Here is a 24,937-nt window from a genome sequence, read left to right on the forward strand (position 1 = left end):
GCTAGGCGGGCGGGTCGCGGTGGCGTAACGGGCTGGGGGAGTAGGACCGGGCCTAGGACATTCGTCGGGGGGCTACCGGCTGGGCGCCGATGTGCTCACGTCCGCGAAGGTCTTCCAGAGGGTGACGAGTGCGAGCAGTTGTGCCAGGAAGAACGCCAGCGAGGCGAAGCGCATCTGGTAGACGTACGCGACGAGACTGGCGTTGGTCGGCCAGTAGCGCCGCTCGTTCTGGAAGGTCTGAAGGTCCATCATCAGGCCGGTGCAGGTCATCACCGAGCCGAACGCGGCGACCTCGCCAATCAGCCCGGGCAGGCTGCCGCCCAGGGCCCGGACGATGAGGAAGTCGATCGTTGTCGGGACGGCGAACGCGAGCGTGACGAAGAGTGCCTTGGTCGGTCCGTGACGGCCCGGCAGATCACGCCACAGGGCCCCGAGGAAGAATCCCCCGACGATCCAGAAGATCTGCCAGAGGAGGATCACGACCGTGAGCCAGACGAAACCCGTCGCATTCTCCGCGTTCACCGTCCAGGAATCGCCCTTTACGGCGTAAACCCAGTACAGCAGGCCGGTCGCCGGAAGCCCGATGAGGCACGCGTTGACGGCGCCCCGGCGGGCATTCCCCCACCACGTGGACATCGGGCCACAGGCAAAAGGAAGATCAGCGGGACGCACGCCTGACGGCAACGCCTGGTCCAGTCGGTCGATCTCGGCCTCGATCGACTCTCGCTCGGCAGCACGCTCCCCCGGGTTCGACGTGCCCAGTTGACCCAGGCGGGCCTGGAGCTCTCGGAACCGGCGCGCCAGGCGCAGCACGTCGGCCCTGTCGGTCAGCGAGACCGTCTTTCCCAGCGGCGCGTTGTCGGCGAAAGGCTGCTCCAACACGGAGACGGACGAGCCCAGGGCGAGGACTCCCCAGGCTGTGCAGAGGCACAGCAGCAGGGTGAGGGCGTACGCGGAGAAGCCGAAGTAGGTCGCCGGGGGTGCGAAGGTGATGGCGAAGAGGACCACGAGGAGAAACTTCTCCGCAGGCGCGGGCGTGAACGCCCCCTGTTCGTGCTGTTCGACCCTGCAGACCCGCAAGACGCCCAGCACGGGCAGGGGCGCCAACAGGCTGACGAGGGTCATCAGCATGTCCAGAACGTTAGCCGGAAAACCCGTCCACCATGAATCGAGACTCTTCACCCAGAGCCCCTGGAAGTCGGACGAGCTCGGGTCGGCGAGCCAACTGATCCGCTCCCAGTAGCGGTCGAAGGCGAGATAGGCCCACAGCACGGTCGCGATCGCTGCCGCAAGGGCAGCGGCGACCATCACGCGAGCCGGGATCCGTGTCTCGCTGATCAGCAGTATCCGCTGTCCCGCTGTGATCACCCCGATCCAGCACACCGCCGTCAGCGCAGCGCAGGCGACTGCAGCCACGGTCCAGCCCGGTGGGGAAAGCCAACGGTCGGCCGTGGGGAGCACGGTGAAGTCGAACACCTCTGCCGCCACGTACCAGCCGAGTACGGCCACGACGATTGCACTGACGCTGAAGACGAGACGCTTCGACCGACTGCCGAAGAGACATAGAGCGGGTCCGAGAAACGCCAAGACGAAGACAGCGACAGTCGGTTCGTAACCGTGGTACCAGCCCCCCAAGCGCTGAAGCCATCGGTAGAGGTTGTCGCTGAGATAGGCGGCCACACCCAGGAACATCAGGAGCAACGCCCACCACCGCAGGTAGCGCAGCGCGCTCGACTCCTCCGCCGTCATCGGACCGGCCAGACTGCGCCTCAGTCGTCGAGCCGCGATGAGCAACAACGCACCTGAGACGACGTACCAGAGTGCTGACGAGGCGCTGTAGAGGCCCCAGGTCTCCCACACCTGCCAGGGTTCCTCCGTGGTGGTGGTGATGAAATCCCAATGCTGCACCGTGGGCGGGCGGAAGGTGACGGTGGGATTCCCGCCCGGCTCCTTGTGCTGCCAGCTCAGTCTCGTTCCGCCTTCGCCGAAAGCCGGCCGAGGGGTGGCCGCCAGGGCGCCCCGTCCGCCCAGGTCGACCTGCACCCGGTCCCAGTCGGCGCCCTGCAGAGCGACAGAGGGCCGCAGCGCGATCTGCCACTCTTCCTTCCTCACCGTCACGACCCAGGGGCCGATGGCGTCGACGGAGCTGAACTGGATCCAGCTGGAGGCCTCGTAGTGGACCCGGACCCACTGACCGTCGGCCTTCACGGCCACCGGCTTGAACCGCCACTCGTCGTCACGGAAGTCGTTTCTCTCATCCGTGGGCTTGCCCACCAGACACGCCAACGCCGACCGGTAGGCCGCTGAATGGGCGTCCAGGAGCAGGTCGGAGGCGTGCGCCCACCCGGCGGGCACGCTGATGTCCATGGTGCTCGTGACCACGCTGAAGTCGTTGCCGCGGTGTTCGAACTCGGCCAGCGCCGTGACCCTGGCCGTCCTCAGCTGGTCGGCTCGGCAGTCCGTCGGGGTGTTGTCAGCGGCCGCGGCCGCCCCCGTCGCGGGCAGCACGAGGCAGAGGAGCAGTAAGAGCACCTGCAGGCAGCGCGGAGTGGATCGGCCGGGACGGATCACCGCCCCAGGATCCTGCGCCGGGGGGCCGGGGACGGCTCGACGCGCAGGCACCACCACCCCAGCGGCCGTGTCGCGTCAGTACGATGGGCGACCGGTCCCAGGGAGCGGTGAGGCGGAGGTCGGCAGGATGGCGGGTGTGCCGCGGCGGCGTGGGCAGGGCGAGCTGGAGGCCCTGGTGCTGGCCGCGATGCGGGCCGCCGACGGGCCGGTCACCGCGGGCCAGGTGCAGGAGCGCCTCGGCGGCGACCTCGCGTACACCACCGTCATCACCATCCTGACCCGCCTGCACGCGAAGGGCGCCGTCACGAGGAGGCGCGCGGGCCGGTCCTTCGAGTGGACGGCGGTCGCGGACGAGGCCGGGCTCGCCGCGTTGCGGATGCGCCGGGTCCTGGACGGCGAGTCCGACCGCGAGGCGGTCCTCGCGCGTTTCGTCACGGGGCTGTCGTCCCAGGAGGAGCAGCTGGTGCGGGAGCTGTTGGCCCAGGCCGAGGAGGAGGGGGAGGACTGACGCCATGGGGGTCTTCGTCTTCCTTCCGCTCGTCCTTCCGCTGACCGCCTGGCCGGTCGCGAGGCTCGCCGCGCACCATCTGCACCCGCGCACCGCGACCCGGATGCTGACCGCGGTGGCCGCCGTCCTGGCCCTGTGCAGCACGCTGTGCCTGGCGCTCCTCGTGGTCGTCGGCACCGCCCAGCTGCCGGGCAACCCGCTCCCCGACGCCTGGTCCGACCCCGAGGTGCGCGCGGCGCTGCCGTACGACGAGGTGGCCGGCCCACTGGCGATCCCCGCCCTGCTCGCGGTGCTGCTCTCCGGCGCCCGGACGCTCCGGCGGCACCGGCGGGTGCGCCGGCGCGCGGAGCGGGCGCTCGCCCCGCTGCCGTCGCGGTCGGTCGCGGTGACGGCCGACGAGCGGCCCTACGCGTACGCGCTGCCCGGCCGGCGCCGCGACCGGGTGGTCGTCAGCCGCGGCATGCTGGCGCACCTGTCCTCGCGGGAGCGCCGGGCGCTCTTCGCCCACGAACGGGCCCACTTGGAGCGGCGCCACCACCGCTACCTCCTGGTCGTCCGGGTGGCCGCGCGGGCCAATCCGTTCCTGCGGCCCCTGTCCACCGCCGTCGGGTACACGGCCGAGCGCTGGGCCGACGAGGAGGCCGCCGCCCGCGTGGGCAGCCGGCGCCTGGTGGCCCGCGCCATCGGCAGGGCGGCCCTGGTGTCCGCCGGCGCGCCGGCGCCGGCCCTCGCCGGCTTCGCCGCCGCGGGCCCCGTGCCGCGGCGGGTCGCCGCCCTCCTCGCCCCGGCGCCCGCCGCCCGGGCGTGGCCGCGGGCGGGCACGGCGATGGGCATGGCGACCTGGGGCGCGGCCGTGGGCACCGCCGCCTCCGCCGTCTCCTCGGCGAACTCGGCCGTCACGCTGTACGCGGTCCTCCACGCGGCCACGCCGTTGTAGGGCGCCGCCGCCGGCCCCTCACGCCCCCGCGGCGTCCAGGCGGGCGAGCTGCTCGGGGGAGAGCGCGAGGTCCAGCGCCGGGAGGGCCGCCTCGTACTGCTCCAGGGTGCGCGGGCCGATCAGCGGGATCACCCGGGGCGAGCTCTGGTGCAGCAGCCAGGCGAGCACCAGCTGATTGGGCGTCACGCCCACCTCGGCCGCCAGGGTCGCGAGCGCGTCGAGCCTGGCGTCGGCGTCGGGACCGGCGTACCGCTCCATCATCCAGTGGTCCGCGCGCTTGGCCGGGTCGTCGTAGATGCCGCGCAGGATCGGCGAGTACGCGACGAGGCTCAGGTCCTCGTGGGCGCGCAGGTAGTCGAGCTGCTCGTGGTCGACGACCGAGGCGGTGTCGAGGTCGTTGCGGGGCCGCAGATACGAGTGCTGCTGCTGGAGGGCGACCGGCGCGGTCCAGCCGTGCCGCTCGCACAGGCCGCGGATCCGCTCCATGCGCCAGGTGCGCACGTTGGACCAGCCGATGTGGCGCACCTTGCCGGACCGCACGATGCCGTCCAGCGCCTCCAGGGTCTCCTCCAGCGGGGTGGCCCGGTCGTCCACGTGGACGTAGTAGAGGTCGACGTGGTCGGTGCCGAGCCGGCGCAGGCTGTCGTCGATGGAGGCGTTCAGGGTCTTCGCCCCGGCGCCGTCGAACCGGGCCCGGCCCCAGTCCGCGCCGCCCCCTTCGAGCCGTGCCTCGTCCGCGTTGAGGACCAGCCCCGCCGCCTTCGTCGCCAGGAACACCCGGTCGCGGCGCCCGCCGCGGGCCAGCCAGCGCCCCAGCAGCTCCTCGCTCTCGCCGCCGTTGCTGCCGGGGCGGTCCCACCAGCAGTAGCAGTTGGCGGTGTCGAGGAGGGTGCCGCCCGCCTCGGTGAAGCGGTCGAGCATCGCGTACGACGTGGTCTCGTCCGTCGTCGTGCCCATCAGCATGCAGCCGAGTCCGATCCGGCTGACGCGCTCCCCGGTACGGCCCAGTTCGACGTGCTTCATGGAACTCCCCCTCGTGATCGGCCCGTTCGCCGGTGGCACACGCTAGGGCTTGGAGTGCGCGCGAAGGCAAGCCCGGCCGGACGCCGAGCCCCCGGGACGGTTCCCGGTCGCGGGGGCGCGGGCCTTGTCAGGGCCTCTGCGGCGGGTGGAGCCTAGACGCGCCGGACGTCGACGCCCTGCTCGGTGAGCGCTTCGACGACGGGGTCGGGGGCGTCGTGGTCGGTGACGAGGATGTCGATGTCGGGGATGGCGCAGACGCGTGCGAAGGCGCGCCTGCCCAGCTTGCTGGAGTCCGTGACGACGACCAGCGTGGCGGCGCGCTCCGCCATCGCGCGGTTGGCGCTCGCCTCGCCCTCGTCGTGGGTGGAGGCGCCGAAGTCCGGGTCGACGGCGTCGATGCCGAGGATCGCGTAGTCGAGCGAGAGTCCCTGGAGGGTGGCGGCCGCGAGCGGTCCGGTCAGCTCGTACGACTGGGGGCGGGCGACACCGCCGGTCACGACCGTCTTCACGTACGGGCGGACGGCGAGCTCGTTGGCGATGTTCACCGCGTTGGTGACGATGGTCAGCGCCGGGCCGCCGGTGTGCTGGGCGAGGTCGCCGCGGGTGGCCAGCTCGCGGGCCACCTCCGAGGTGGTGGTGCCGCCGTTGAGGCCGACGATCGCGCCCGGCGGGACGAGGGCGGCGGCGGCCCGGGCGATGCGCTGCTTCTCGTCGGCCTTGCGGGCGGTCTTGTAGCGCAGCGGCAGGTCGTAGGTGACCCCGCTGAGCACGGCGCCGCCGCGGGTGCGGGTGAGCAGCTGCTGGCGGCCGAGTTCCTCCAGGTCGCGGCGGATCGTGGCGGGGGAGACGCCGAGCAGTTCGGCGGCCTCGCCGACCTCGATGCTGCCCCGCTCGCCCAGCGCGTCGAGCAGCCGCGTCCAGCGCTCGTGCGTGCTCATCACCGTTCTCCTCGCCTCGTCGCCCGCCGCCCCGGACGCCCTGCGCGGTCTCGGGGAGCAGAGCGTAACGCGCTTCCCCCACCCCTGAGCGGTTTGTGCGCATGCTTGCTCAAAGTTGCGCGCAGACTCTATAAAGGAGCCAACTTTAATCATCATCGTTTCGGGGAGGCGCCATGAGTCATGTCGATACGGAGATCGCCGCACAGCCCGCCTGCTGGCGTCGCGCGATCGAGGCCAAGCCCGAGGGCCTGCCCGTCGACGGCGAGCGCGTGGCCGTCGTCGGCTGCGGCACCTCCCTCTACGTCGCCCAGGCGTACGCGGTGCTGCGCGAGACCGCCGGCCTCGGCGAGACCGACGCCTTCCCCGCCTCCGAGTACCCGGCGAACCGCCGCTACGACCGGGTGGTCGCGATCACCCGGTCCGGCACCACGACCGAGGTCCTCGACGCCCTGGCCCGGGTCCCCGAGGGCACCCCGACCGTGGCGCTCACCGGCGACCTCGCCACCCCCGTCGTCGACGCCGCCGACGCGATCGTGGACCTGTCCTTCGCCGACGAGAAGTCGGTCGTGCAGACCCGCTTCGCCACCACCGCCCTGGTCGCGCTGCGGGCCGCCCTCGGCCTCGTACCGGACGACCTGGTCGCCCAGGCCGAGCGCGCCGTCGCCGAGCCGCTGCCCGAAGCCGCCGTGGAATCCGGGCAGTTCACCTTCCTCGGCACCGGCTGGACCATCGGCCTCGCCCACGAGGCCGCGCTCAAGCTGCGCGAGGCCGCCGGGGCCTGGACCGAGTCGTACGCGGCGATGGAGTACCGCCACGGCCCGATCAGCGTCACCGGCCCGACCAGCACCGTCTGGTTCTTCGGCGCGCCGCCGGCCGGCCTCCTCGACCAGATCGCCCCGACCGGAGCCCATGTCTCCGTCTCCGCCGCCGACCCGCTCGCCGACCTCATCCGCGCCCAGCGCCTGGCCGTCGCCCTGGCCGGCCGCCGCGGCCTCGACCCCGACCGGCCGCAGGGCCTGACCCGCTCCATCGTCCTGGCCGACTCCTGACCCACCGCCACCCCGCCGAGCAAGGAGCAGAACAGCCATGCCCCTCGTAGGAACGGGCGACGTCGTCGGACCGGCCGCGGCGGCCGGCCGCGGTGTCGGCGCCTTCAACGTCATCCAGCTCGAACACGCCCAGGCCATCGTGGCCGGCGCGGAGGACGCCGGGACCCCGGTGATCCTCCAGGTCAGCGAGAACACCGCCCGCTACCACGGCGGCCTCGCCGCGATCGGCACGGCGACCCTCGCGGTCGCCCGGGCCGCGCGCGTCCCCGTCGCCGTCCACCTCGACCACGCGACCTCCGCCGAACTCGTCCTCCAGGCCGTCGGACTGGGCTTCGGCTCCGTCATGTTCGACGCCTCCACCCTCCCGTACGAGGAGAACGTCCGCGCCACGGCCGAGGTGCGGGCCCGCTGCCACGCCTCCGGGGTGTGGGTCGAGGCCGAGCTCGGCGAGGTCGGCGGCAAGGACGGCGTCCACGCCCCGGGCGCCCGCACCGACCCGGACGAGGCGGCCGCGTTCGTCGCCGCCACCGGCGTGGACGCCCTCGCGGTGGCCGTCGGCACCTCGCACGCGATGGCCACCCGCGACGCCTCCCTCGACTTCGCCCTGATCGCCGCCCTGCGCGCCCGGCTCTCCGTGCCGCTGGTGCTGCACGGCTCGTCGGGGGTCTGCGACGAGGACCTGGCCGTCGCCGTCGGACACGGCATGACCAAGGTCAACCTCGCCACCCACCTCAACCGGGTCTTCACCCGCGCCGCGCGCGAGGTCCTCGACGCGGACCGGGACCTGGCCGACACCCGCCGCTATCTGGGCGCCGGGCGGACGGCGATGGCCCACGAGGTCGCCCGCCTGATCCGCGTCCTCGACGCCCCGGCCGCGATCGCCCCGGCGGCCACCGCCTCCTGACGGGGCGTCCCTGCGAGCGGGCCCCGCGCGACCGGCGACGCGCCGGGGCCCGGCCTCGCCCCCCGGGTCCGCGCCGTGCCGATACGGTCGGAACCCCCGTATCCGGCTCAGCGAGGCGGCCCCATGACCCTCTCCCTCCGCAACCAGCTCCGCGGCACCGTCACGGCCGTCACCACCGGCGGGGCCATGGCCTCGGTCCGGGTGCGGCTGGCCGGCGGCCAGGACATCACCGCCGCGATCACCGCCGAGGCGGTCAGGGAGCTCGGCCTGGCCGAGGGCAGCGCCGTCCGGGCCCTGGTGAAGTCCACCGAGGTCGCCCTCGCGACCGGCCCCGTCGACGGCATCTCCCTCCGCAACCAGCTCCCGGGCTCCGTCACCGCGGTGTCCACCGGGGCCGCCATGGGCGCGGTGAAGGTCTCCGTCGAGGGCGGCGAGCTGACCGCCGCGATCACCAGGGAAGCGGTCGACGAACTGGGTCTCGCCGCCGGCAGCCCCGTCGTCGCGCTGATCAAGGCCACCGAGATCGCGCTCGCCTCCGCCTGAGCGCACCCCGCGGGGTCCTACAGGGCCACGACCGTCGCCTCGGTCGCCTTCACACTCGTCCACACGGACACCCCGTCGGCGAGACCGAGTTCGGCGGCGGCCTGGGGCGTGATCTCCGCGACGAGGTCGGGCGCCCGGTCGGAGGTGATCAGGACCCGCAGCCTGCTGCCGCTCGCCGTGATCTCCCGTACGGTCCCCGGCCAGACGTTACGGGGGCTGCCGAGCGGCTTCTCGCGGTGCACGGCCACCGCCTCCGGCGCGACGATCGCCAGCGCTGGCGCCCCGCTCGGCGCGGGCTCGGCCGCCACCAGCGTGCCGCCGCCGTCCAGCGCGAGACCCTCCGGCGTCGCCGTGCCCGGCCAGGCGTTGCGGCCGAGCATCCGGGCGACCCACGGGGAGCGGGGGTGCCGGGTGACGTCCGAGGGGGAGGCGTCCTGGATCGCCCGGCCCTCGTCCAGGACCAGCACACGGTCGGCGAGCGAGACGGCCTCGACGGGATCGTGGGTGACGATCAGGCAGACCCCGCCGAAGCCGGCGAGATGGCCGCGCAGGGTGTGCCGTACGTGCGCCCTCGTCGTCTGGTCGAGCGCGGCCAGCGGTTCGTCGAGGACGAGGAGCCGGGGCCGGGCGGCCAGCGCCCGCGCCAGCGCGACCCGTTGGGCCTGCCCGCCGGAGAGCTGGGCGGGCCGGCGGTGCCCGAGGTGCCCGACACCGAGCCGGTCGAGCCACTCCCCGGCCGCCCGGCGGGCCTCGGCGCGCGGGACGCCCTGGGCGCGCAGCCCGTACGCGGTGTTGGCGAGGGCGGTCAGGTGGGGGAAGAGGGCGCCGTCCTGCGGCACCCACGCCACCCGGCGGCGGTGCGGGGGCAGGGCGGTCACGTCGGTGCCACCGAGGGTGAGCTCGGCGTGGGCGCGCGGGGTGATGCCGAGCAGGGCGCGCAGGAGCGTGGTCTTACCGGCCCCGTTGGGGCCGACGACGGCGATGGTGGTGCCCGGGTCGGCGTCCAGGGTGAGCCGGGTGAAGCCGGTGACCTCGGCGTGCAGGGCCCAGCGCCCGGCCGCGGCGGGGTCCGCGGGCACGGCGCCCGGAGCGGCCGGCACCGGACCCGACCCGGCACCCGGGGCCGACCCGGCACCGGGATCCGACCCGGCACCCGGATCCGACCCGGCACCCGGGGCCGGTCCGGTCCCGTGCGGTGCGGGATCGGTGCCGTCCGGGGCGGTCTCGGTCGTGTCCGTGGGACCTGTGCCGTTCGGGGCGGTCTTCGTCCCGCGCGGTGCGGGCCCGGTGTCGTTCGGGGCGGTCTTCGTCCCGCGTGGTGCGGGCTCGGTCGCGTCCGTGGGACCGGTCCCGTCCGTCCGGCCCCTCCGGCCCGCCCGGTCGGCCGGGGTGCCCGTCCAGCGGCCGCGCAGGGCGATCAGGACGCCCATGGCGATGGCTAGCAGCAGCAGGGAGACCGAGGTGGCGGCCTCCGGCTCGTCCTGGAGCAGCAGGTAGACCTGGAGCGGAAGGGTCTGCGTGGTCCCCGGCAGGTTCCCGGCGAAGGTGATCGTCGCGCCGAACTCGCCGAGTGCCCGCGCCCAGGTGAGGGCCGCCCCCGCGATCACCCCGGGCGCCACCATCGGCAGCGTGACGGTGAAGAAGACCCGCACCGGGGAGGCGCCGAGCGAGGCCGCGGTCTCCTCGTACCGGGGCCGCAGTCCGCCCAGCGCCCCCTCCAGGCTGATGACCAGGAACGGCATGGCCACGAAGGTCGCCGCGAGCACCGCGCCCGAGGTGTGGAAGGGGAGCGTGATCCCGAAGGCGGACTCCAGCCACGGCCCGAGCAGTCCGCGCCGCCCGAAGGCGAGCAGCAGCGCCACACCGCCTACGGTCGGCGGCAGCACCATCGGCAGCAGCACCAGTGAGCGGACGATGGCCTTGCCGGGGAAGGACACCCGGGCCAGCAGCCACGCGAGCGGCACCCCCAGCAGCAGCGAGAGCCCGAGGGCCCAGAAGGAGACGAGGAGCGACAGCTTCAGCGCCTGGACGGTGCCGGGGGAGCCCAGGTGGGCGGCGAGCTCGCTCCACTCGGTCCGCGCGAGGATGCCGACCAGCGGCAGGGCCAGGAACGCCACCGCCGCCAGCGCGGGCAGCGCCAGGGCGAGGGGCGGGCGGCCGCCCGAGGTGCGTACGGCTGCGCCTGATCGTTTCATCGTCGGTCCCGGAGAAGAGCGGAGGAGGAGCTGCCCGTCCCCCCCCGGACCGGGCAGCCCCCCGTGGTCGTGGTGATCCTCGCGGCTACGGCTGCTGGAAGCCGGCGTCGCGGAGGATCTTCTGCGCTTCCGGCGTGCTCAGCCAGGCGACGAACGCGGCGGCGGCCTCGGCGTGCTTCGAGTCCTTCAGGGTGGCGGCCGGGTAGGCGGCGACGGCGTTCTGCGCGTCGGGGATGTCGACGGCGTCGACCTTGTCCTTCGCGCTCGCGGCGTCGGTCCTGTAGACGAGTCCGGCGTCGGCCTCGCCGAGTTCGACCTTGCTGAGCACGGCGCGCACGTTGGGCTCCTGGGAGACGGGCTTCACCGTGATCTTCTGGGCGCCGAGGATCTTCTCGCTGTACTTGCCGGCCGGGACCTCGGGCGCGGCCAGGACGACCTTGAGTTTGGTGTCCGCGAGGTCCTTGAGCTCGTCGACCTTGAAGGGGTTGCCCTTGCCGGTGGCGATGACGAGCCGGTTCCTCGCGATGACCGTCGGGGTGCTCGTGTCGGCCTTCACCTTGTCCATGCTCTTGGTGTCGGCGGTGACCAGGACGTCGGCGGGGGAGCCCTGCGCGACCTGGGAGACCAGCTCCTGGGAGCCGGCGAAGGAGAAGGTGATCTTCGTGCCGGGGTGGGACTTCTCGTACGCGGCGCCGGCCGTCTTGAACACGTCCGTCAGGGACGCGGCGGCGAGCACCGTCAGCTCGGCGCCGCCGGGTGCGGCGCCCGTGGAGCCGTCGGCGCCCGGCTTGCCGTCGCCGGCCCCTTCCGAGCAGGCGGCGAGCGGGACGAGCAGGGCCGCGACCAGTGCGGCGGCGGCCGCACGGCGGCGCGTGAGGGTGAGTCTCAGGGGCTGCATGTGCGTCACGTTAGGCCCGTCTGGCTCTCATCTGCAACAACTGTGGAGGACCCTCCATCGCGAATAAGAGGATGCTCGGAGGAAGTGCCAAGGTCCCGGAAAGGCCTGCTCACTCGATGGGGTGGTATCCCGCCCGGTGGCTCTTCCCGGGGCCGACGGTGATCGCCCCGTGCCTAGACTTCCCGCACATGTCGCTCTGGCTGCTCAATCACCTCAGCACCTTCACCCTGGCCGTCGTCACCGTCGGCGGGACCGTCCTCCTCGCGGTGGCCGGCAGCGTGCTGGCCCGCCGCAGGTACCCGTCGCTGGCCGAGGGCGAGCACAACGACATGGTCGGGGTGACGCTGGGCATGTTCGGCGCGATCTACGGGATCATCCTCGCCTTCGTCATCGTCACGCTCTGGACGCAGCTGGACAGCACCCAGACCATCGTCGCCACCGAGGCCACCGACGTCGCGCTGATCGCCCGGGACGCCGCCGCCTTCCCGCCGCCCGTCCGTGCCGACGTCGACGCCGCGCTCAGCGGCTACGTCCACGCGGTCGTCGAGGACCAGTGGCCCCGGATGCGCGCCGGGCAGCCGAGCCACGGGGTCACCGCGGAGAAGCTCCAGGGCGTCTTCGACGTGCTCCAGGCGTACGAGCCGCGCACCGCCCGCGAGGAGGTCTTCTACGAGGAGGCCGTCGCCCGCCTCAACGACGTCGCCGGCCAGCGGCGGGCCCGCCTGACCATGGCCGAGCAGGAACTGCCCGGGCTGCTCCAGGTCCTGGCCTTCGGCGGCGCGATCGTCCTGATCCCGCTGACCTTCCTGTACGGCATGCGCCGGCTGCGCATCCAGCTCCTGTTCGTCTCCGCGGTCGCCGGTCTGGTCGGCTTCAGCCTGCTCCTGGTCTTCGTCCTCGACCGCCCCTTCGCCGGCGACCTCAGCGTCAGCCCGGCGCCGTACCGCGAGGGCGCGCTCGCCCGGTACTGGAGCGGGGAACAGGTGTGAAGCACCCGGGGGGCCGGGCCGCCGGCCTCCCTATAGTTGGTCATGCGCCTGACAGTCGGGGCGCTGTACTCCCCTGAACGGCACCACCCACCGAAGGGAGCGATCAGCACATGACCAGCCCTGAGAGCGCGGGGGACGACTACGACGTCGTCATCAGCGGAGCCAGTCTCGCCGGATGCGCGGCGGCCGTCCTGCTCGCTCGGCGCGGTGCCCGCGTCGCCCTGCTGGAGCGGCGCTCGGACCCCGGCGCGTACAAGGTGCTCTGCACCCACTCCATCACGGCCAACGCCTATCCGGTCCTGGAGGAGCTCGGTCTCGTGGCCGCGCTGGAGAAGGCGGGCGCCGTCCGCAACGAGGCGCGCTGGTGGACCCGTTGGGGATGGATAGAACCGCACGCCGCCGGGGGCGGACCCGCTCTCCCGTACGCGTACAACGTCCGGCGCAGCACCCTCGATCCGATGATCAGGGCCCGGGCGGCCGAGACCCCCGGCGTCGACCTGCTGCTCGGGCACCGGGTGACCGGCCTCGTGCGGGAGGCGGGGCGGACCGTCGGGGTGCGCGCGTCGACGCCGGAGGGCGAGCGGGAGTTCCGGGCCCGGCTCGTGGTCGGCGCCGACGGCAAGGACTCGGCGGTGGCCGGGTTCGCCGGGGTGCCCGCGAAGGTGCACGGGAACGAACGCTTCGGCTACCTCGCGTACTTCCGCGACCTGCCGCTGCCCGGCGGCATGGGCCAGACCTGGTTCCTCGAACCCGACATGGCGTACGCGTTCCCGAACGACGACGGGGTGACCGTCCTCGCCGTCCTGCCGGACAAGAAGCGCCTGCCGGAGTTCCGGGAGGACCTGGAGGGCAGCTTCCTCGCGTTCGTCCGCGCCCTGCCCGAGGCCCCGCCCGTCGACGCGGCCCGGCGCGTCTCGAAGTTCATCGGGACGGTCGACTACCCCCTGCACACCCGCAAGCCGACGGCTCCCGGTCTCGCGCTCATCGGCGACGCCGCCCTGACCGGCGACCCCCTGTGGGGCGTGGGCTGCGGTTGGGCCCTGCAGTCCGCGAAGTGGCTCGCGGAGGCGGTCGCGCCGGCCGCGGCGGGGCGCGGCGACCTCGACAAGGCGCTCGCGTCCTATGCCCGGCGGCACGGGCGCCGGCTGCGCCCGCACCAGTCCCTGGCCGTCGACTTCGCCTCGTCCCGCCCGTTCAACCCCGCGGAGCGGCTGATCTTCTCGGCGGCGGCGCGCGACACCTCGCTGGCCCGGCACATGTACCTGTTCGCCTCCCGTCTGATCGGCCCGCTGCGCTTCCTGAACCCCGTGGTGGTGGCCAGGGCGTCCGCCGTCAACCTCCGGCACCGCAGGGCGGCCGCGGCGGCGACGGCCGGCTGAGCGAACGGGTCGGACGGCGCCGTGGGGCGGCCGCCGTCCGACCCGGGCGGCACCCTCTATCGGTAATGAAAACCATTCCCATATACTGGCGTCATGGCACGCAACGAGCTCCGTCCTGTCATCAAGCTGCGCTCCACCGCCGGCACCGGCTTCACCTACGTCACGCGCAAGAACCGGCGCAACGACCCCGACCGGCTGGTGCTGCGCAAGTACGACCCGGTGGCCGGCCGGCACGTCGACTTCCGCGAAGAGCGCTGAGCCGCAGCCCCCCGCCACCAGCACCGAAAGGTCCGCCCCATGAAGCACGGAATCCACCCTGCCTACGGTCCCGTCGTCTTCCGCGACACCGCCTCCGGCACCGCGTTCCTCACCCGCTCGACGATGACCTCCGACCGGACGGTCGAGTGGGAGGACGGGAACACCTACCCCGTCGTCGACGTGGAGATCTCCTCCGCCAGCCACCCCTTCTACACCGGCACCCAGCGCGTCCTCGACACCGCCGGCCGCGTCGAACGCTTCCAGCGCCGCTACGGAGCCCGCTGATGGCCCACGTGCACCAACTGCCCGTCGCCCTCGTCGCCGGGCTCCACGCCGAGGCCCGCAAGGAGGTCGTCGAACGGCTCCTGGACGCCGTCCCCGGCAGCGTCGCGCTCCACCACGACCTGACCGACGCACCCCACGGCACCGTGCTGCGCACCGTCCGCGACGCCTCCGGCCCCCTCTCCCACGGGGAGACGCCCCTGGTCGACGGCTGCGCGTGCTGCGCGCTGCGCGAGGACCTCGTACCCGAGCTGTCCCGCCTCGCGAACGACGGCGCGACCCGGCTCGCCGTGGTCGAGCTGTGGGACTCGGTCGAGCCCAAGACCATGGCCGAGGTCATCGCCGCCCACGGCGGTGACGCCTTCGCCCTCACCGCCGTGATCACCGCCCTCGACCCCGCCCTCGTCCTGCCGTACCTCGGCAACGGCGACGACCTGGCCGACGCCGGCCTCGCCGCCGCCCCCACCGACCGGCGCACCGTCGGCGACACCTTCGCCCGTCAGCTGGAGTACGCGCCGGTGCTCGCCCTCGTCGACAACGACGAGGCCGACGAGGAGGACCGGGCGCTGCTCCGGCAGCTCCACCCGACCGCCCGACACGTCCCGGCCGCCTCGCCCGAACTCGCCCGGGCCGCCCTCGCGGGCTTCGACGTCGAGGCCGCCGCGGCCGCCCAGCACCCCGCCTGCGCCCTGCTGCCGCAGGAGGCCGACGAGGCCGGCGTCACCACCCTCGTCTGGCACAGCCGACGCCCCTTCCACCCCGAACGCCTCTACCAGGCGCTCGAGGACCTGTGCTGCGCGGCGGCGCGCAGCCGCGGCAGGTTCTGGCTGGCCGACCGGCCCGACACCCTGCTCGCCTGGGACGCGGCCGGCGGAGCGCTGTGCGTCGAGCAGGCCGGCCCGTGGCTGGCGTCCCTGCCGGACGCCGCCTGGGAGATGGTCCCGCCGGTGCGCCGCGCGGCCGCCGCGCTCGACTGGCACCCCGAGCACGGCGACCGCTGCCAGCACCTCGTCTTCACCTCGCCCGGTCTCGACCGGAGCGGGCTCGAACGGCTCCTCGACTCCTGCCTCCTGACGGACGCGGAGTACAGCTCGGGCCGGGAGGCCTGGAAGCGGCTGCCCGCCTCCTTCGACGGCCTCCTCGACGCCGCCTGACCCGCCCCCCCCGCGACCGCGACACCCCACCAGGAGAGCCGCCATGGCCCGACGCCCCGACCCCCGCAAGCCCCTCAAGCCCCGCCCCAACCCCCTCGACGCGGCCGGCATCACGTACATCGACTACAAGGACACCGACCTGCTGCGGAGGTTCCTCTCCGACCGGGGCAAGATCCGCAGCCGGCGCGTCACCCGCGTGACCGCCCAGCAGCAGCGGGCCCTCGCCACGGCCGTCAAGAACGCCCGGGAGATGGCCCTCCTGCCGTACGCCGCCCGCTGACGGCACCCCCGGCTTCCCCGGCCCCGCCGCCGACGGCGGGGCCGGGGAAGGAGTCGTTTTGCCGTCCGCTGGGGCGCGCCTTACCCGTCCCTTGCCCAGCCGCGGAACTCTTGCCGCAGTCTTGGCGGCCCTTTACCCAGGGGTGCCCCGACCCGCACTAGCGTTCGCGGCATGCCCCCCACCTCCCCGCGCCCCGGCGCGCCCCGAGCCCTGCCCTACCGCAAACCGACGCGCGGCCGGGACTACTGGATCCTCGACGACGTCCTGCCCGACCCCGACGCGGTACGGGCCCGCATGCTCGAACGGGACGACTGGGTCGAGGGCTACCCCCACAAGCCCGAGCCGTGGCCGGGGCTGCGCACCATGCCCGGCCTCGAACCGGACGAGCTGGCCCACGTGGAGAGGCTCGTGCGCAAGACCACCGGGGCCCCGGAGATCTGGGCCGTGAACCCCACCCGCGGCGGCACCTTCAACCACAACTGCGTCCAGGTCGTCGGAGCGGGCGAGTGCGAACCGCGCCCGCACACCGACTCCCGCAGCCTGTGCCGGTACGCGGCGGTGCTCTACCTCAGCCCCGAGCTGCCCAAGGACTGCGGCACCAGCTTCTACCGCCAGCAGCTCCCGGGCGGGGTGCTCGGCGGCAACCAGGTGCTCGCCCCGCACGACAACCTGGTCGACGCGCTCGGCACCCGCTTCGTGCCGGAGGACTCCTTCACCGAGGACCTGCGCGTCCCGCCCCGCTACAACCGCCTGCTGCTGTACTCGGCCAACCTCATCCACACCGCGACGAGTTACACGGGCACCACCCTGGAGGACAAGCGGATGACGGCCGTCTTCTTCTGGATGGCCTAGGGCCTTCAGGCCCAAGGAGCCGTCCCCGGATCCGGTCCGGACGAGCGTCTCGATGATCGCAGTGGGGAAGGGCGCCGAGGAGGCGCCGGAGACCCGCGACCGGCGCAGCACGGCCCATCTGCTGTCCGGTCCCTCGACGTTGCCCGTGTGGCGCCCCGTCCGAGGGCCGGTCCGTGCGCACTCGCACACAAGCGAACCCCTACCCTGGTGCCCGCGCGTGGCGGATTTCGAACAGTGCGACGGATGGGATGTGACAGGTGACGGGGGCGAACGGCTCGGATCCGGTCGGTGCGGTTCTGGGCGGACGGTACCGCGTGACCGCGACGATCGGCCGCGGGGGCATGGGCGTCGTCGCCCGGGCCGTGGACCAGCTGCTGAACCGCGAGGTCGCCGTCAAGGTCCTGCGGGCCCACACCGACGCCTCCCCGGCCGAACTCGCCGATCTGCGGGCCCGGATGCAGCGGGAGGCGCAGGCCGCGGCCCGCATCCGGCACAGCGGCGTGGTCACCGTGCACGACGTGGTCGAGGAGCGCGGCCTGCCCGTCATCGTCATGGAGCTGGTCGACGGCCCGTCCCTCGACGACGTGCTGGCGGAGCGCGGTTCGCTGGACCCGCGCGAAGCGGCGGCGATCGGAGCCGAGTTGACCGACGCGCTCGACGCCGCCCACCGGGCCGGCGTCCTCCACCGCGACGTCAAGCCCGGCAACGTCCTGCTCGAACGCGGAAGCGGCCGGGTCGTGCTCACCGACTTCGGCATCGCCAGCATGGAGACCGCCGGCGACGAGGCCCTCGCCAAACTGACCCAGAGCGGCCAGATCGTCGGCTCCCTCGACTACCTGCCGCCGGAGCGCGCCCAGGGCCAGGTCCCCGGCGCCGCGTCGGACATCTGGGCGCTCGGCATGACGCTGTACGCGGCGGTGGAGGGCGCCGCGCCCTTCCGCCGTACGTCGGTGTGGTCCACGCTCGCGGCGATCGTCGGCGAACCGCTCCCGGAGCCCCGGCGCGCCGGACCGCTGGCCCCGGTGCTGCGGGCGCTGATGGCCAAGGACCCGCGGCAGCGCCCCGACGCCGGCCAGGCGCGCGAGATGCTGGCGGCGGTCGCCGCCGGGGGCGGGGGTGGCGCGATGGCCGGGGGTGGCGTGGGCACCGGCGGCGCGGCGCGTGGGGGCGGCGTGGCACCTGGGGGCGGCGTGGCGGAGCCCGCCCCCGTCCCGGTGCCCGGCTTCGGTCCCCCCGTCGCCACGCCGTTCGCCGCGCCCCCTCAAGTCCAGCCCGTCGCCGTCCCCTCCTCGCCGGCCGGGCCGTACGCGGCGCAGCCGGGCATGGCGCCCGGGGTGTCCGGGGTGCCCGCCGGGCAGCACAGCCGTGCCGAGACCCGTGCCACGGCGCTCCGTGCCCGGCGCGGCCGCACCCGCGCGATCGTCGCGGTGGCGGCCGCCACCGTCCTCGCCTGCGGAGGAGTCGCCTACGCGCTCATGGACATGCGGGGCGCCGAGGGCGGGGCGGGCGCGGATGCGGCGGCTCCCACGGTGAGCGGTCCCGCCGACGACGACATGTCCGGCACCGGCGGCGGCACCGACGGCCCGACCTCCCCGGGGGACCTCACGTCCCTCGGCCCCGGAGCGTCCGCCTCCGACACCCCGCCCACGAGGGACCCGTCTCCCGAGCCGGGCCCCACGTCGGCACCGCCGCCGAAGGCGACGACGCCGAGCGCGACGGTGAAGGAGCCCACCCCGGTGCCGACGGCGTGCACGGGCTGGGCCCACTCGAACCGCAGCGACGGCACCGGCCACGCCTCCCGGAACACCCACCTCTACACCGGGCCGTACGCGGAGTGCACCTATGTGACCGAGATCAGGACCGGCACGAAGGTCTCCTACGAGTGCTACGTGACCAACGCCCACGCCAACAAGTGGATCTATGCCCGGATCTCCGGCACACAGACCGAGGGGTGGATCTTCGGCGACAAGTCCACGGTGGACAGCGGTGGCCTCGCGCGCTGCTGACCGCCGGTCAGGACCCGGCCCGCGCCGCCTCCGAGGCCTCGCGGGCGATCCGGTCGAACTGCGCGCCCATCGCGGCGGACAGCGCCTGGGCGGCGGAGAGCGGGCGGACCATGACCATGAAGTCGTCGATCAGGCCCTCCTCGTCGAAGTGGAGGAAGTCGCACCCGTCGATCCGCCGCCCGTCGACGGTCGCGGTGAAGACGAGGGCGTGGTCGCGGCCGTCGGCGTCCGCGATCTCGCGGACGTAGGAGAAGTCCTCGAACACGCGCATCACCCCGCGCAGGATCGCGGCGGTGATGGCCTTGCCGGCGTACGGCTTGAAGGCGACGGGGCTGGTGAAGACGACGTCCTCGGCGAGGAGCGCCTCGATGGCGGCTCCGTCGCGGTTCTCCACGGCCTGGCGGAACGGATGCACGACGTCACCTTTACTCAAATAGTTGATTAGGTGTGTCGGAGGTTAGGGCGGCGCGGGGCGGGTTGTCCACCCCCGGCGGCGCAGAGCGCGCCGCCGGGGGCCGGTGCGGCCCACGGCCGTGTCAGGAGGCGTCGAGCTCCGCGCGTACGGTACGGGCGGCGGCGACCAGGTTCTCCAGGGAGGCACGGGTCTCCGGCCAGCCGCGGGTCTTCAGGCCGCAGTCGGGGTTGACCCACAGGCGGCCGGGCGGGATGGCCCCCAGACCCGTCCGCAGCAGAACGGCGATCTCCGCCGCGTCCGGGACCCGGGGCGAGTGGATGTCCCACACCCCGGGGCCGGCCTCACGGGGATAGCCGTGGGCGGCGAGTTCGCGGGCGACCTGCATATGGGAGCGCGCGGCCTCCAGGCTGATGACGTCGGCGTCGAGGTCGTCGATGGCCCGTACGATGTCCCCGAACTCGGCGTAGCACATATGGGTGTGGATCTGGGTGTCCGGCCGCACGCCGCTCGTGGTCAGCCGGAACGCCTCCGTCGCCCAGGTCAGATAGGCGGCGTGGTCGGCGGTGCGCAGCGGCAGCGTCTCGCGCAGGGCGGGCTCGTCGACCTGGATGACGCCCGTGCCGGCGGCCTCCAGGTCGTTCACCTCGTCCCGCAGGGCGAGGGCGAGCTGCCGGGCGGTGTCGGCGAGCGGCTGGTCGTCGCGGACGAAGGACCAGGCGAGCATGGTGACGGGCCCGGTGAGCATGCCCTTGACCGGCTTTGCGGCCAGTGACTGGGCGTACGACGTCCAGCGCACGGTCATCGGCTTCGGCCGGGAGATGTCGCCGGCGAGGATCGGCGGGCGCACGTAGCGGGTGCCGTACGACTGGACCCAGCCGTGCCGCGTGGCCAGGTAGCCGCTGAGCTGCTCGGCGAAGTACTGCACCATGTCGCTGCGTTCGGGTTCCCCGTGCACGAGGACGTCGAGCCCGGTCTTCTCCTGGAAGGCGATCACCTCCCGGATCTCCGCCCTGATCCGCTCCTCGTAGCCGTCGGCGTCGATCCGCCCGGCCCGCAGATCGGCGCGGGCGGTGCGCAGCTCGGCGGTCTGCGGGAAGGAGCCGATGGTGGTGGTCGGCAGGAGCGGCAGGCCGAGGTGGGCGCGCTGGCCGGCGGCCCGTTCGGCGTAGGACGGGGAGCGGCGGGCGTCCGCCGCGGTGACGGCGGCGGTGCGGGAGCGCACGGCCGGGTCGTGGGTGAGGGGGGAGCCGGCGCGGGAGGCGAGGGCGGCCCGGTTGGCGGCGAGCTCGCCCGCGATGGCGTCGGTGCCGTGCGACAAGCCCTTGGCCAGGATGCCGAGTTCGACCGTCTTCTGCCGGGCGAAGGCGAGCCAGCGCGCGATCCCGGGGTCGATGTCCTTCTCGGCCGTGGCGTCGAGCGGTACGTGCAGCAGCGAGCAGGAGGCCGAGACGTCCACCCGGTCGGCGAGGCCGAGCAGGGTGCCGAGCGTGGCGAGAGACTTCTCCAGGTCGTTGACCCAGATGTTGCGCCCGTCGACCACTCCGGCGACGAGCCGCTTGCCGGGCAGCCCGCCGACGGCGGCCAGTGCCTCCAGGTTGGCGGCGGCAGGCCCGGTGAAGTCGAGCGCGAGCCCGTCGACCGGGGCCTTGGCGAGAACGGGCAGCGCCTCGCCGAGGCGCTCGAAGTAGGAGGCGACGAGCAGCCTCGGCCGGTCGGCGAGACCACCGAGCGTTCCGTATGCCCGTGCCGCCGCGTCGAGTTCGGCGGGCGTGCGGCCCTGGACGAGCGCGGGCTCGTCGAGCTGCACCCACTCGGCGCCCGCCGCCCGCAGATCGGCGAGGACTTCGGCGTACACGGGCAGCAGCCCGCCGAGCAGGTCCAGCGGCTCGAAGCCGGCCGGTGCGCCCGGTGCGGCCTTGGCGAGCAGGAGGTAGGTGACGGGCCCGACGAGGACGGGCCGGGGTGTCAGCCCCAGGGCGAGGGCTTCCCTGAGCTCGGCGACCTGCTTGCGGGAGTCGGCCCCGAAGACGGTGTCGGGCCCGAGCTCGGGCACCAGGTAGTGGTAGTTGGTGTCGAACCACTTCGTCATCTCCAGCGGAGCGACGTCCTGCGTGCCGCGTGCCATCGCGAAGTAGCCGTCCAGGGCGTCCGCTTCGAACGCGGAACGGTGCCGCTCGGGGACGGCGCCGACCATGACCGTCGTGTCGAGGACATGGTCGTACAACGAGAAGTCACCGGTGGGCACTTCATGGATGCCGGCGTCGGCCAGGCACAGCCAGGTGGCCCGGCGCAGCCCTGCGGCGGTGGCCTGGAGGGCGTCGGCGCTGACGCGGCCCTTCCAGTAGCCCTCGGTCGCCTTCTTGAGCTCGCGGTTCCGTCCCTGGCGGGGGTGGCCGTACACGGTGGCCCGTGCTGCCGCGGTCGCGGACTTGGTGGTCACGGAGATCTCCTTCGCGAGATGAATCCCTGAGATCCCGGAGACGGGAGGAGAGCGCGAAGGATGACGCACCCGACGGCACGCGCCCGTGCCCGCGAAGACACGGCCGTCCGCCTGGTGTGTACGCCGACCCGCCCTCGAGGTCACCGGAATGTCCGCGCACGGAATCGTCCGCGCGCGGGCAACGGGCAGGTCTTCGGACTCGCGGGCACGTCTCGTCGTACGTGTCGTACCCGTCGAACTCGGCGTTCTTCCCGACGCTTTCGACGTTCCCGACGCTTCTCGACGTACGAGACTCCTACTGGCCGTCGCTTCCCAGGCCCGGTGCATCGGACCCAGTGCTGTGTGACGGCGGTCGTTCCCGCTCACCGCTGCGGGGCAGTCCCGGATTCCCACCGGGTTCCCTCTTACGACGCATCCCGCCTGGCGGACGGGGCGAACCAGCTGCCCGATCAGCTTACGGCAGGGAAGTCGGCGGGCGGGCGGACTCGGGTGAAGACCGAGGACGAGGTCCTTCCACCCTCCGCAACCGGGGCCGTCGGGGTCAGGTGGCGAGGGTCCGGTGCAGGGCGTCGAGGCCGTCGGTGTAGATGCCGGTGAACAGCGCGACGACCTCCTGCTCGGTGGCGCCCGTGGGGTTGAAGCGACCGGACCACTGGACCTCGGCGACGTCGTCGCGGCCGGGGACCGCGTGGACGCGGAGGGTGGAGACGTAGCCGTCGACGGGGAACGGCGCTTCGAGGATGGCGTAGCTGTAGTGGCGCTCCGCCTCGTTGAAGCCGAGCAGTCGCTCGATGATGACGTCGCCGTCGGGGTTGGTGAGGCGGCGGACCCGGCCGCCTTCGAGAGCGGTGCTCTCGGGGATGTAGGGGAGCCAGTCCGGAAGGGCGTCGAAGCCGCCGATGAGGTTCCAGACCCGCTGAGGGGGGGCGGGGACGACGCGGGAGACGGACGTGGAAGCCATGGCGGCGCTCCTGGTGCTGTGCGGGGGGCGTGGGAGGTCAGGCGTCGTTCGGGAGCGGGGCGGCCGGGCTGACCAGGCCGGCGGCGCGCAGGTCGGTCCAGAAGGCGGCCGGGATGTTCTCGTTCAGGGCCGCGGTGTCCTCGGCGATCCGGCTGGGCCGGGTGGCGCCGGGGATGACGGCGGCGGTGGCCGGGTGGGCGAGGGAGAACTGCAGGGCGGCGGCCTTGATGCCGACGCCGTGCTTCACGGCCAGCGCCTTGAGTCGCCCGACGCGCTCGACGATCTCGGCCGGGGCCTGCTGGTACTCGAAGTGGGTGCCGCCGGCGAGGATGCCGGAGCTGTAGGGGCCGCCGACGACCATGTCGACGCCCTGCTCCTGGGCCATGGGCAGCAGCCGGGTCAGGGCGTGCTCGTGGTCGAGGAGGGTGTAGCGGCCGGCGAGCAGGAAGCCGTCGGGCCGGGGCTCGTCGAGGGCGAGGGTGAGCTCGATGGGCTCGGTCTTGTTGACGCCCAGGCCCCACGCCTTGATGACGCCCTCGTCGCGCAGCCGGGACAGGACGCGGAAGGCGCCGGTGCGGGCCTCCTCGAACTTCTGCAGCCAGGCGTCGCCGTGGAAGTCCTGCGCGATGTCGTGGACCCAGACGATGTCGAGGCGGTCGGTGCCCAGGCGCTTGAGGCTGCCCTCGATGGAGCGTTCGGTGGCGTCGGCGGTCCACTCGTGGAGGATCTTGTTCGGGTTGCCGTGCTCGAAGAGGCCGCCCTTCTCGCCGAAGTCCGGCACGTCGGTCTCGTGCTCGTCGAGAACCACCCGCCCGACCTTCGTCGAGAGCACGTACGCGTCGCGCGCCTTCCCGGCGAGCACCTCGCCGAGCCGCTCCTCCGCGAGCCCCGCACCGTAGAAGGGCGCGGTGTCGAAGAACCGCACGCCGTGCTCCCAGGCGGCCTCGACGGTGGCGCGGGCCTCGTCGTCGGGGATCGCGCGGAACATGTTGCCGAGCGGTGCGGTGCCGAAGCCGAGACGGCCGGGAAGGATGGTCTTGAGCGACATGGGGAGGTGCCTTTGCGAGAGGTGGGGGGGGATCGGGCGGGAGCCCGTACTGGCCCGGCGCCCACATACAGGCGCGCCGTACGTCTGGCACATTACTTGCAGACGCTGGCTAATGCAAGAGCTGGTTATGCGCGCCAGCCTTACGAACGGGGTCCCCTCGCGGGCTCGCTCCGCTACAGCCAGTCCTTCCGCTTGAAGACCACGTACAGGCTCGTGCGCACCGCCGCCATCAGCACCACCGCGAACGGATACCCGCCCGCCCAGTGCAGCTCCGGCATGTTGTCGAAGTTCATGCCGTAGATCGTGCCGACCAGTGTGGGCGCGAAGAGGATGGCCGCCCACGAGGAGATCTTCTTGATCTCCTCGTTCTGCTCGAAGCCCGCCTCCGCCAACGCGCGCATCTCCGCGTTCTGTTGCTGGGTGACCAGGGTCGCGTTCACCGTCAGGATCTCCGTCAGGGCCTGGCGGAAGCCGTCGACGCGCTCGCTGGTGTGGGTGACGTGGTCGGCGACGTCGCGGAGGTAGCGCTGGAGTTCCTCGTCGGTGCCGTACTTGGCGAAGCCGGCCATCAGGCCGTGGAGCATGCCCACCAGGGGGCGGGTGGCGCGCTGGAACTCGACCATCTCGCGGGAGAGTTCGTAGATGCGGCGGGAGACCGCCGGGTCGCCGCCGAAGACCTCGGTCTCGATCTCGTCGATGTCGTTCTGGACGCCCGCCACCACCGGCGCGTAGCCGTCGACGACCGCGTCCAGGATCGCGTACAGGACCGCCTCCGGGCCGAGGGCGAGGAGGTCGGGGTCCTCCTCCATGCGGCGGCGGACCGCCGAGAGGTCCGGGGCGGCGCCGTGGCGGACGGTGATGACGAAGTCCGGGCCGACGAAGACGTGGAGCTCGCCGAAGTCCACCTCCTCCTGGGCGTCCAGGTAGCGGGCGGCCCGCAGGACCACGAAGAGCGTGTCGCCGTACCGTTCCAGCTTGGGGCGCTGGTGGGCCTCCATCGCGTCCTCCACGGCCAGTTCGTGCAGGTCGAACTCGGCCGCCAGTGAGTGGAGTTCCTCCTCCGTCGGGCGGTGCAGGCCGATCCAGGCCATGCCGTCGGGATGCTCGCGCAACTGGCGGAAGGTCTCCGCCAGCGAGGCGGGGGAGGAGACGTGCCGTCCGTCGCGGTAGAGGACCGCCTGGACCACGCTCCGCCGCTGCTCCGGCGACAGCGGTCCGTGGTCTGCGGTCGGCTGTTCCGGCCGGCGGCGCCAGGCCGGGCGGGCGCGGCGGTCGGACATGTGCGTTCGCCTCCTGCGGGGCCTGCG

General features: G+C 73.3%; 23 protein-coding genes and 1 riboswitch. Of the genes, 13 read left to right on the plus strand and 10 right to left on the minus strand.

Going from position 1 to position 24,937, the window contains the following annotated elements:
- Window positions 1-72: 72 nt before the first annotated feature.
- Window positions 73-2,571, minus strand: a complete 2,499-nt coding sequence (locus ACH414_RS19765; RefSeq protein ID WP_398942665.1) for a DUF6185 family protein — start codon at window positions 2,569-2,571, stop codon at window positions 73-75.
- Between the two features lie 127 nt (window positions 2,572-2,698).
- Between ACH414_RS19765 and ACH414_RS19770 the strand changes: the two genes are divergently transcribed.
- Complete coding sequence (locus ACH414_RS19770; protein WP_391767836.1) at window positions 2,699-3,079, plus strand: BlaI/MecI/CopY family transcriptional regulator; 381 nt, start codon at window positions 2,699-2,701, stop codon at window positions 3,077-3,079.
- Window positions 3,080-3,083: 4 nt separating this feature from the next.
- Window positions 3,084-4,016, plus strand: coding sequence for a M48 family metalloprotease (locus ACH414_RS19775; RefSeq protein WP_398942667.1), 933 nt, complete (start codon window positions 3,084-3,086; stop codon window positions 4,014-4,016).
- Between the two features lie 18 nt (window positions 4,017-4,034).
- On the opposite strand, the gene ACH414_RS19780 is transcribed toward ACH414_RS19775, so the two are convergent.
- Window positions 4,035-5,039 carry an aldo/keto reductase gene (locus tag ACH414_RS19780; protein ID WP_391767837.1) on the minus strand — a complete coding sequence of 335 codons (1,005 nt, stop codon included), beginning with the start codon at window positions 5,037-5,039 and terminating at the stop codon, window positions 4,035-4,037.
- 152 nt (window positions 5,040-5,191) lie between these two features.
- The gene (locus tag ACH414_RS19785; RefSeq protein ID WP_398942669.1) at window positions 5,192-5,977 is read right to left on the minus strand and encodes a DeoR/GlpR family DNA-binding transcription regulator; all 786 of its coding nucleotides are present in this window, start codon (window positions 5,975-5,977) and stop codon (window positions 5,192-5,194) included.
- Window positions 5,978-6,150: 173 nt separating this feature from the next.
- Between ACH414_RS19785 and ACH414_RS19790 the strand changes: the two genes are divergently transcribed.
- The 3 genes from ACH414_RS19790 (at window position 6,151) to ACH414_RS19800 (ending at window position 8,473) form a co-directional block, all read left to right on the plus strand.
- Window positions 6,151-7,026 carry an SIS domain-containing protein gene (locus tag ACH414_RS19790; protein WP_391767838.1) on the plus strand — a complete coding sequence of 292 codons (876 nt, stop codon included), beginning with the start codon at window positions 6,151-6,153 and terminating at the stop codon, window positions 7,024-7,026.
- A 37-nt stretch (window positions 7,027-7,063) separates the two neighbouring features.
- Window positions 7,064-7,930 (plus strand): ketose-bisphosphate aldolase, encoded by an 867-nt coding sequence (locus ACH414_RS19795; protein WP_398942671.1) that lies wholly within the window; start codon window positions 7,064-7,066, stop codon window positions 7,928-7,930.
- 123 nt (window positions 7,931-8,053) lie between these two features.
- The gene (locus ACH414_RS19800) at window positions 8,054-8,473 is read left to right on the plus strand and encodes a molybdopterin-binding protein (RefSeq protein WP_386570049.1); all 420 of its coding nucleotides are present in this window, start codon (window positions 8,054-8,056) and stop codon (window positions 8,471-8,473) included.
- Between the two features lie 17 nt (window positions 8,474-8,490).
- Here the strand turns inward: ACH414_RS19800 and ACH414_RS19805 are convergent, their stop codons facing one another.
- Complete coding sequence (locus ACH414_RS19805) at window positions 8,491-10,668, minus strand: ABC transporter permease (protein WP_398942673.1); 2,178 nt, start codon at window positions 10,666-10,668, stop codon at window positions 8,491-8,493.
- Between the two features lie 85 nt (window positions 10,669-10,753).
- The gene (gene modA, locus ACH414_RS19810) at window positions 10,754-11,557 is read right to left on the minus strand and encodes a molybdate ABC transporter substrate-binding protein (protein WP_398942988.1); all 804 of its coding nucleotides are present in this window, start codon (window positions 11,555-11,557) and stop codon (window positions 10,754-10,756) included.
- A gap of 197 nt (window positions 11,558-11,754) precedes the next feature.
- Here modA and ACH414_RS19815 point away from each other — a divergent pair, with 197 nt between their 5' ends.
- The 8 genes from ACH414_RS19815 (at window position 11,755) to ACH414_RS19850 (ending at window position 18,766) form a co-directional block, all read left to right on the plus strand.
- Window positions 11,755-12,555 (plus strand): DUF4239 domain-containing protein, encoded by an 801-nt coding sequence (locus tag ACH414_RS19815; protein WP_382537302.1) that lies wholly within the window; start codon window positions 11,755-11,757, stop codon window positions 12,553-12,555.
- A gap of 110 nt (window positions 12,556-12,665) precedes the next feature.
- Entirely contained in the window at window positions 12,666-13,934 is a 1,269-nt protein-coding gene (locus tag ACH414_RS19820; protein WP_391767840.1) for an NAD(P)/FAD-dependent oxidoreductase, read from the plus strand.
- Window positions 13,935-14,027: 93 nt separating this feature from the next.
- The gene (gene rpmG, locus ACH414_RS19825; protein WP_019329852.1) at window positions 14,028-14,192 is read left to right on the plus strand and encodes a 50S ribosomal protein L33; all 165 of its coding nucleotides are present in this window, start codon (window positions 14,028-14,030) and stop codon (window positions 14,190-14,192) included.
- Window positions 14,193-14,231: 39 nt separating this feature from the next.
- Window positions 14,232-14,477: a type B 50S ribosomal protein L31 gene (locus tag ACH414_RS19830; protein WP_382537296.1), complete on the plus strand. Its 246-nt coding sequence runs from the start codon at window positions 14,232-14,234 to the stop codon at window positions 14,475-14,477.
- Entirely contained in the window at window positions 14,477-15,628 is a 1,152-nt protein-coding gene (locus ACH414_RS19835; protein ID WP_382537293.1) for a CobW family GTP-binding protein, read from the plus strand. Before ACH414_RS19830 ends, ACH414_RS19835 begins: the two co-directional genes overlap by 1 nt.
- A 43-nt stretch (window positions 15,629-15,671) precedes the next feature.
- The gene (gene rpsR / locus ACH414_RS19840) at window positions 15,672-15,908 is read left to right on the plus strand and encodes a 30S ribosomal protein S18 (protein ID WP_382537290.1); all 237 of its coding nucleotides are present in this window, start codon (window positions 15,672-15,674) and stop codon (window positions 15,906-15,908) included.
- 171 nt (window positions 15,909-16,079) lie between these two features.
- Complete coding sequence (locus ACH414_RS19845) at window positions 16,080-16,760, plus strand: DUF6445 family protein (RefSeq protein ID WP_382537287.1); 681 nt, start codon at window positions 16,080-16,082, stop codon at window positions 16,758-16,760.
- Between the two features lie 314 nt (window positions 16,761-17,074).
- A complete protein-coding gene (locus tag ACH414_RS19850) occupies window positions 17,075-18,766 on the plus strand; it encodes a protein kinase (protein WP_398942678.1) in 1,692 nt (563 codons plus the stop codon).
- A gap of 7 nt (window positions 18,767-18,773) precedes the next feature.
- Here ACH414_RS19850 and ACH414_RS19855 read toward each other — a convergent pair whose 3' ends face one another.
- The 5 genes from ACH414_RS19855 to ACH414_RS19875 form a co-directional block, all read right to left on the minus strand.
- Window positions 18,774-19,181: a nuclear transport factor 2 family protein gene (locus ACH414_RS19855; RefSeq protein WP_382537281.1), complete on the minus strand. Its 408-nt coding sequence runs from the start codon at window positions 19,179-19,181 to the stop codon at window positions 18,774-18,776.
- A gap of 121 nt (window positions 19,182-19,302) precedes the next feature.
- Window positions 19,303-21,621 carry a 5-methyltetrahydropteroyltriglutamate--homocysteine S-methyltransferase gene (gene metE / locus ACH414_RS19860; protein WP_398942680.1) on the minus strand — a complete coding sequence of 773 codons (2,319 nt, stop codon included), beginning with the start codon at window positions 21,619-21,621 and terminating at the stop codon, window positions 19,303-19,305.
- Between the two features lie 166 nt (window positions 21,622-21,787).
- A riboswitch (cobalamin riboswitch) is annotated at window positions 21,788-22,078 on the minus strand.
- Window positions 22,079-22,162: 84 nt separating this feature from the next.
- Complete coding sequence (locus ACH414_RS19865) at window positions 22,163-22,582, minus strand: SRPBCC family protein (protein ID WP_398942683.1); 420 nt, start codon at window positions 22,580-22,582, stop codon at window positions 22,163-22,165.
- Between the two features lie 37 nt (window positions 22,583-22,619).
- On the minus strand, window positions 22,620-23,630 hold the full coding sequence (locus tag ACH414_RS19870) for an aldo/keto reductase (protein ID WP_386570066.1): 1,011 nt from the start codon (window positions 23,628-23,630) through the stop codon (window positions 22,620-22,622).
- Window positions 23,631-23,803: 173 nt separating this feature from the next.
- Entirely contained in the window at window positions 23,804-24,910 is a 1,107-nt protein-coding gene (locus ACH414_RS19875) for a magnesium and cobalt transport protein CorA (protein WP_398942686.1), read from the minus strand.
- Window positions 24,911-24,937 lie beyond the last annotated feature (27 nt).

It is taken from the genome of Streptomyces sp. NPDC020422 (genome assembly GCF_044386705.1).
Classification (GTDB): domain Bacteria; phylum Actinomycetota; class Actinomycetes; order Streptomycetales; family Streptomycetaceae; genus Streptomyces.

What these genes read in the sequence shown, in the direction of transcription:
- ACH414_RS19770 (WP_391767836.1), top strand. Translation starts at nt 2,699, where the DNA reads ATGGCGGGTGTGCCGCGGCGGCGTGGGCAGGGCGAGCTGGAGGCCCTG.
- ACH414_RS19775 (WP_398942667.1), top strand. Translation starts at nt 3,084, where the DNA reads ATGGGGGTCTTCGTCTTCCTTCCGCTCGTCCTTCCGCTGACCGCCTGG.
- ACH414_RS19780 (WP_391767837.1), bottom strand. Translation starts at nt 5,039, where the DNA reads ATGAAGCACGTCGAACTGGGCCGTACCGGGGAGCGCGTCAGCCGGATC.
- ACH414_RS19785 (WP_398942669.1), bottom strand. Translation starts at nt 5,977, where the DNA reads ATGAGCACGCACGAGCGCTGGACGCGGCTGCTCGACGCGCTGGGCGAG.
- ACH414_RS19790 (WP_391767838.1), top strand. Translation starts at nt 6,151, where the DNA reads ATGAGTCATGTCGATACGGAGATCGCCGCACAGCCCGCCTGCTGGCGT.
- ACH414_RS19795 (WP_398942671.1), top strand. Translation starts at nt 7,064, where the DNA reads ATGCCCCTCGTAGGAACGGGCGACGTCGTCGGACCGGCCGCGGCGGCC.
- ACH414_RS19800 (WP_386570049.1), top strand. Translation starts at nt 8,054, where the DNA reads ATGACCCTCTCCCTCCGCAACCAGCTCCGCGGCACCGTCACGGCCGTC.
- ACH414_RS19805 (WP_398942673.1), bottom strand. Translation starts at nt 10,668, where the DNA reads ATGAAACGATCAGGCGCAGCCGTACGCACCTCGGGCGGCCGCCCGCCC.
- ACH414_RS19815 (WP_382537302.1), top strand. Translation starts at nt 11,755, where the DNA reads ATGTCGCTCTGGCTGCTCAATCACCTCAGCACCTTCACCCTGGCCGTC.
- ACH414_RS19820 (WP_391767840.1), top strand. Translation starts at nt 12,666, where the DNA reads ATGACCAGCCCTGAGAGCGCGGGGGACGACTACGACGTCGTCATCAGC.
- rpmG (WP_019329852.1), top strand. Translation starts at nt 14,028, where the DNA reads ATGGCACGCAACGAGCTCCGTCCTGTCATCAAGCTGCGCTCCACCGCC.
- ACH414_RS19830 (WP_382537296.1), top strand. Translation starts at nt 14,232, where the DNA reads ATGAAGCACGGAATCCACCCTGCCTACGGTCCCGTCGTCTTCCGCGAC.
- ACH414_RS19835 (WP_382537293.1), top strand. Translation starts at nt 14,477, where the DNA reads ATGGCCCACGTGCACCAACTGCCCGTCGCCCTCGTCGCCGGGCTCCAC.
- rpsR (WP_382537290.1), top strand. Translation starts at nt 15,672, where the DNA reads ATGGCCCGACGCCCCGACCCCCGCAAGCCCCTCAAGCCCCGCCCCAAC.
- ACH414_RS19845 (WP_382537287.1), top strand. Translation starts at nt 16,080, where the DNA reads ATGCCCCCCACCTCCCCGCGCCCCGGCGCGCCCCGAGCCCTGCCCTAC.
- ACH414_RS19865 (WP_398942683.1), bottom strand. Translation starts at nt 22,582, where the DNA reads ATGGCTTCCACGTCCGTCTCCCGCGTCGTCCCCGCCCCCCCTCAGCGG.
- ACH414_RS19870 (WP_386570066.1), bottom strand. Translation starts at nt 23,630, where the DNA reads ATGTCGCTCAAGACCATCCTTCCCGGCCGTCTCGGCTTCGGCACCGCA.
- ACH414_RS19875 (WP_398942686.1), bottom strand. Translation starts at nt 24,910, where the DNA reads ATGTCCGACCGCCGCGCCCGCCCGGCCTGGCGCCGCCGGCCGGAACAG.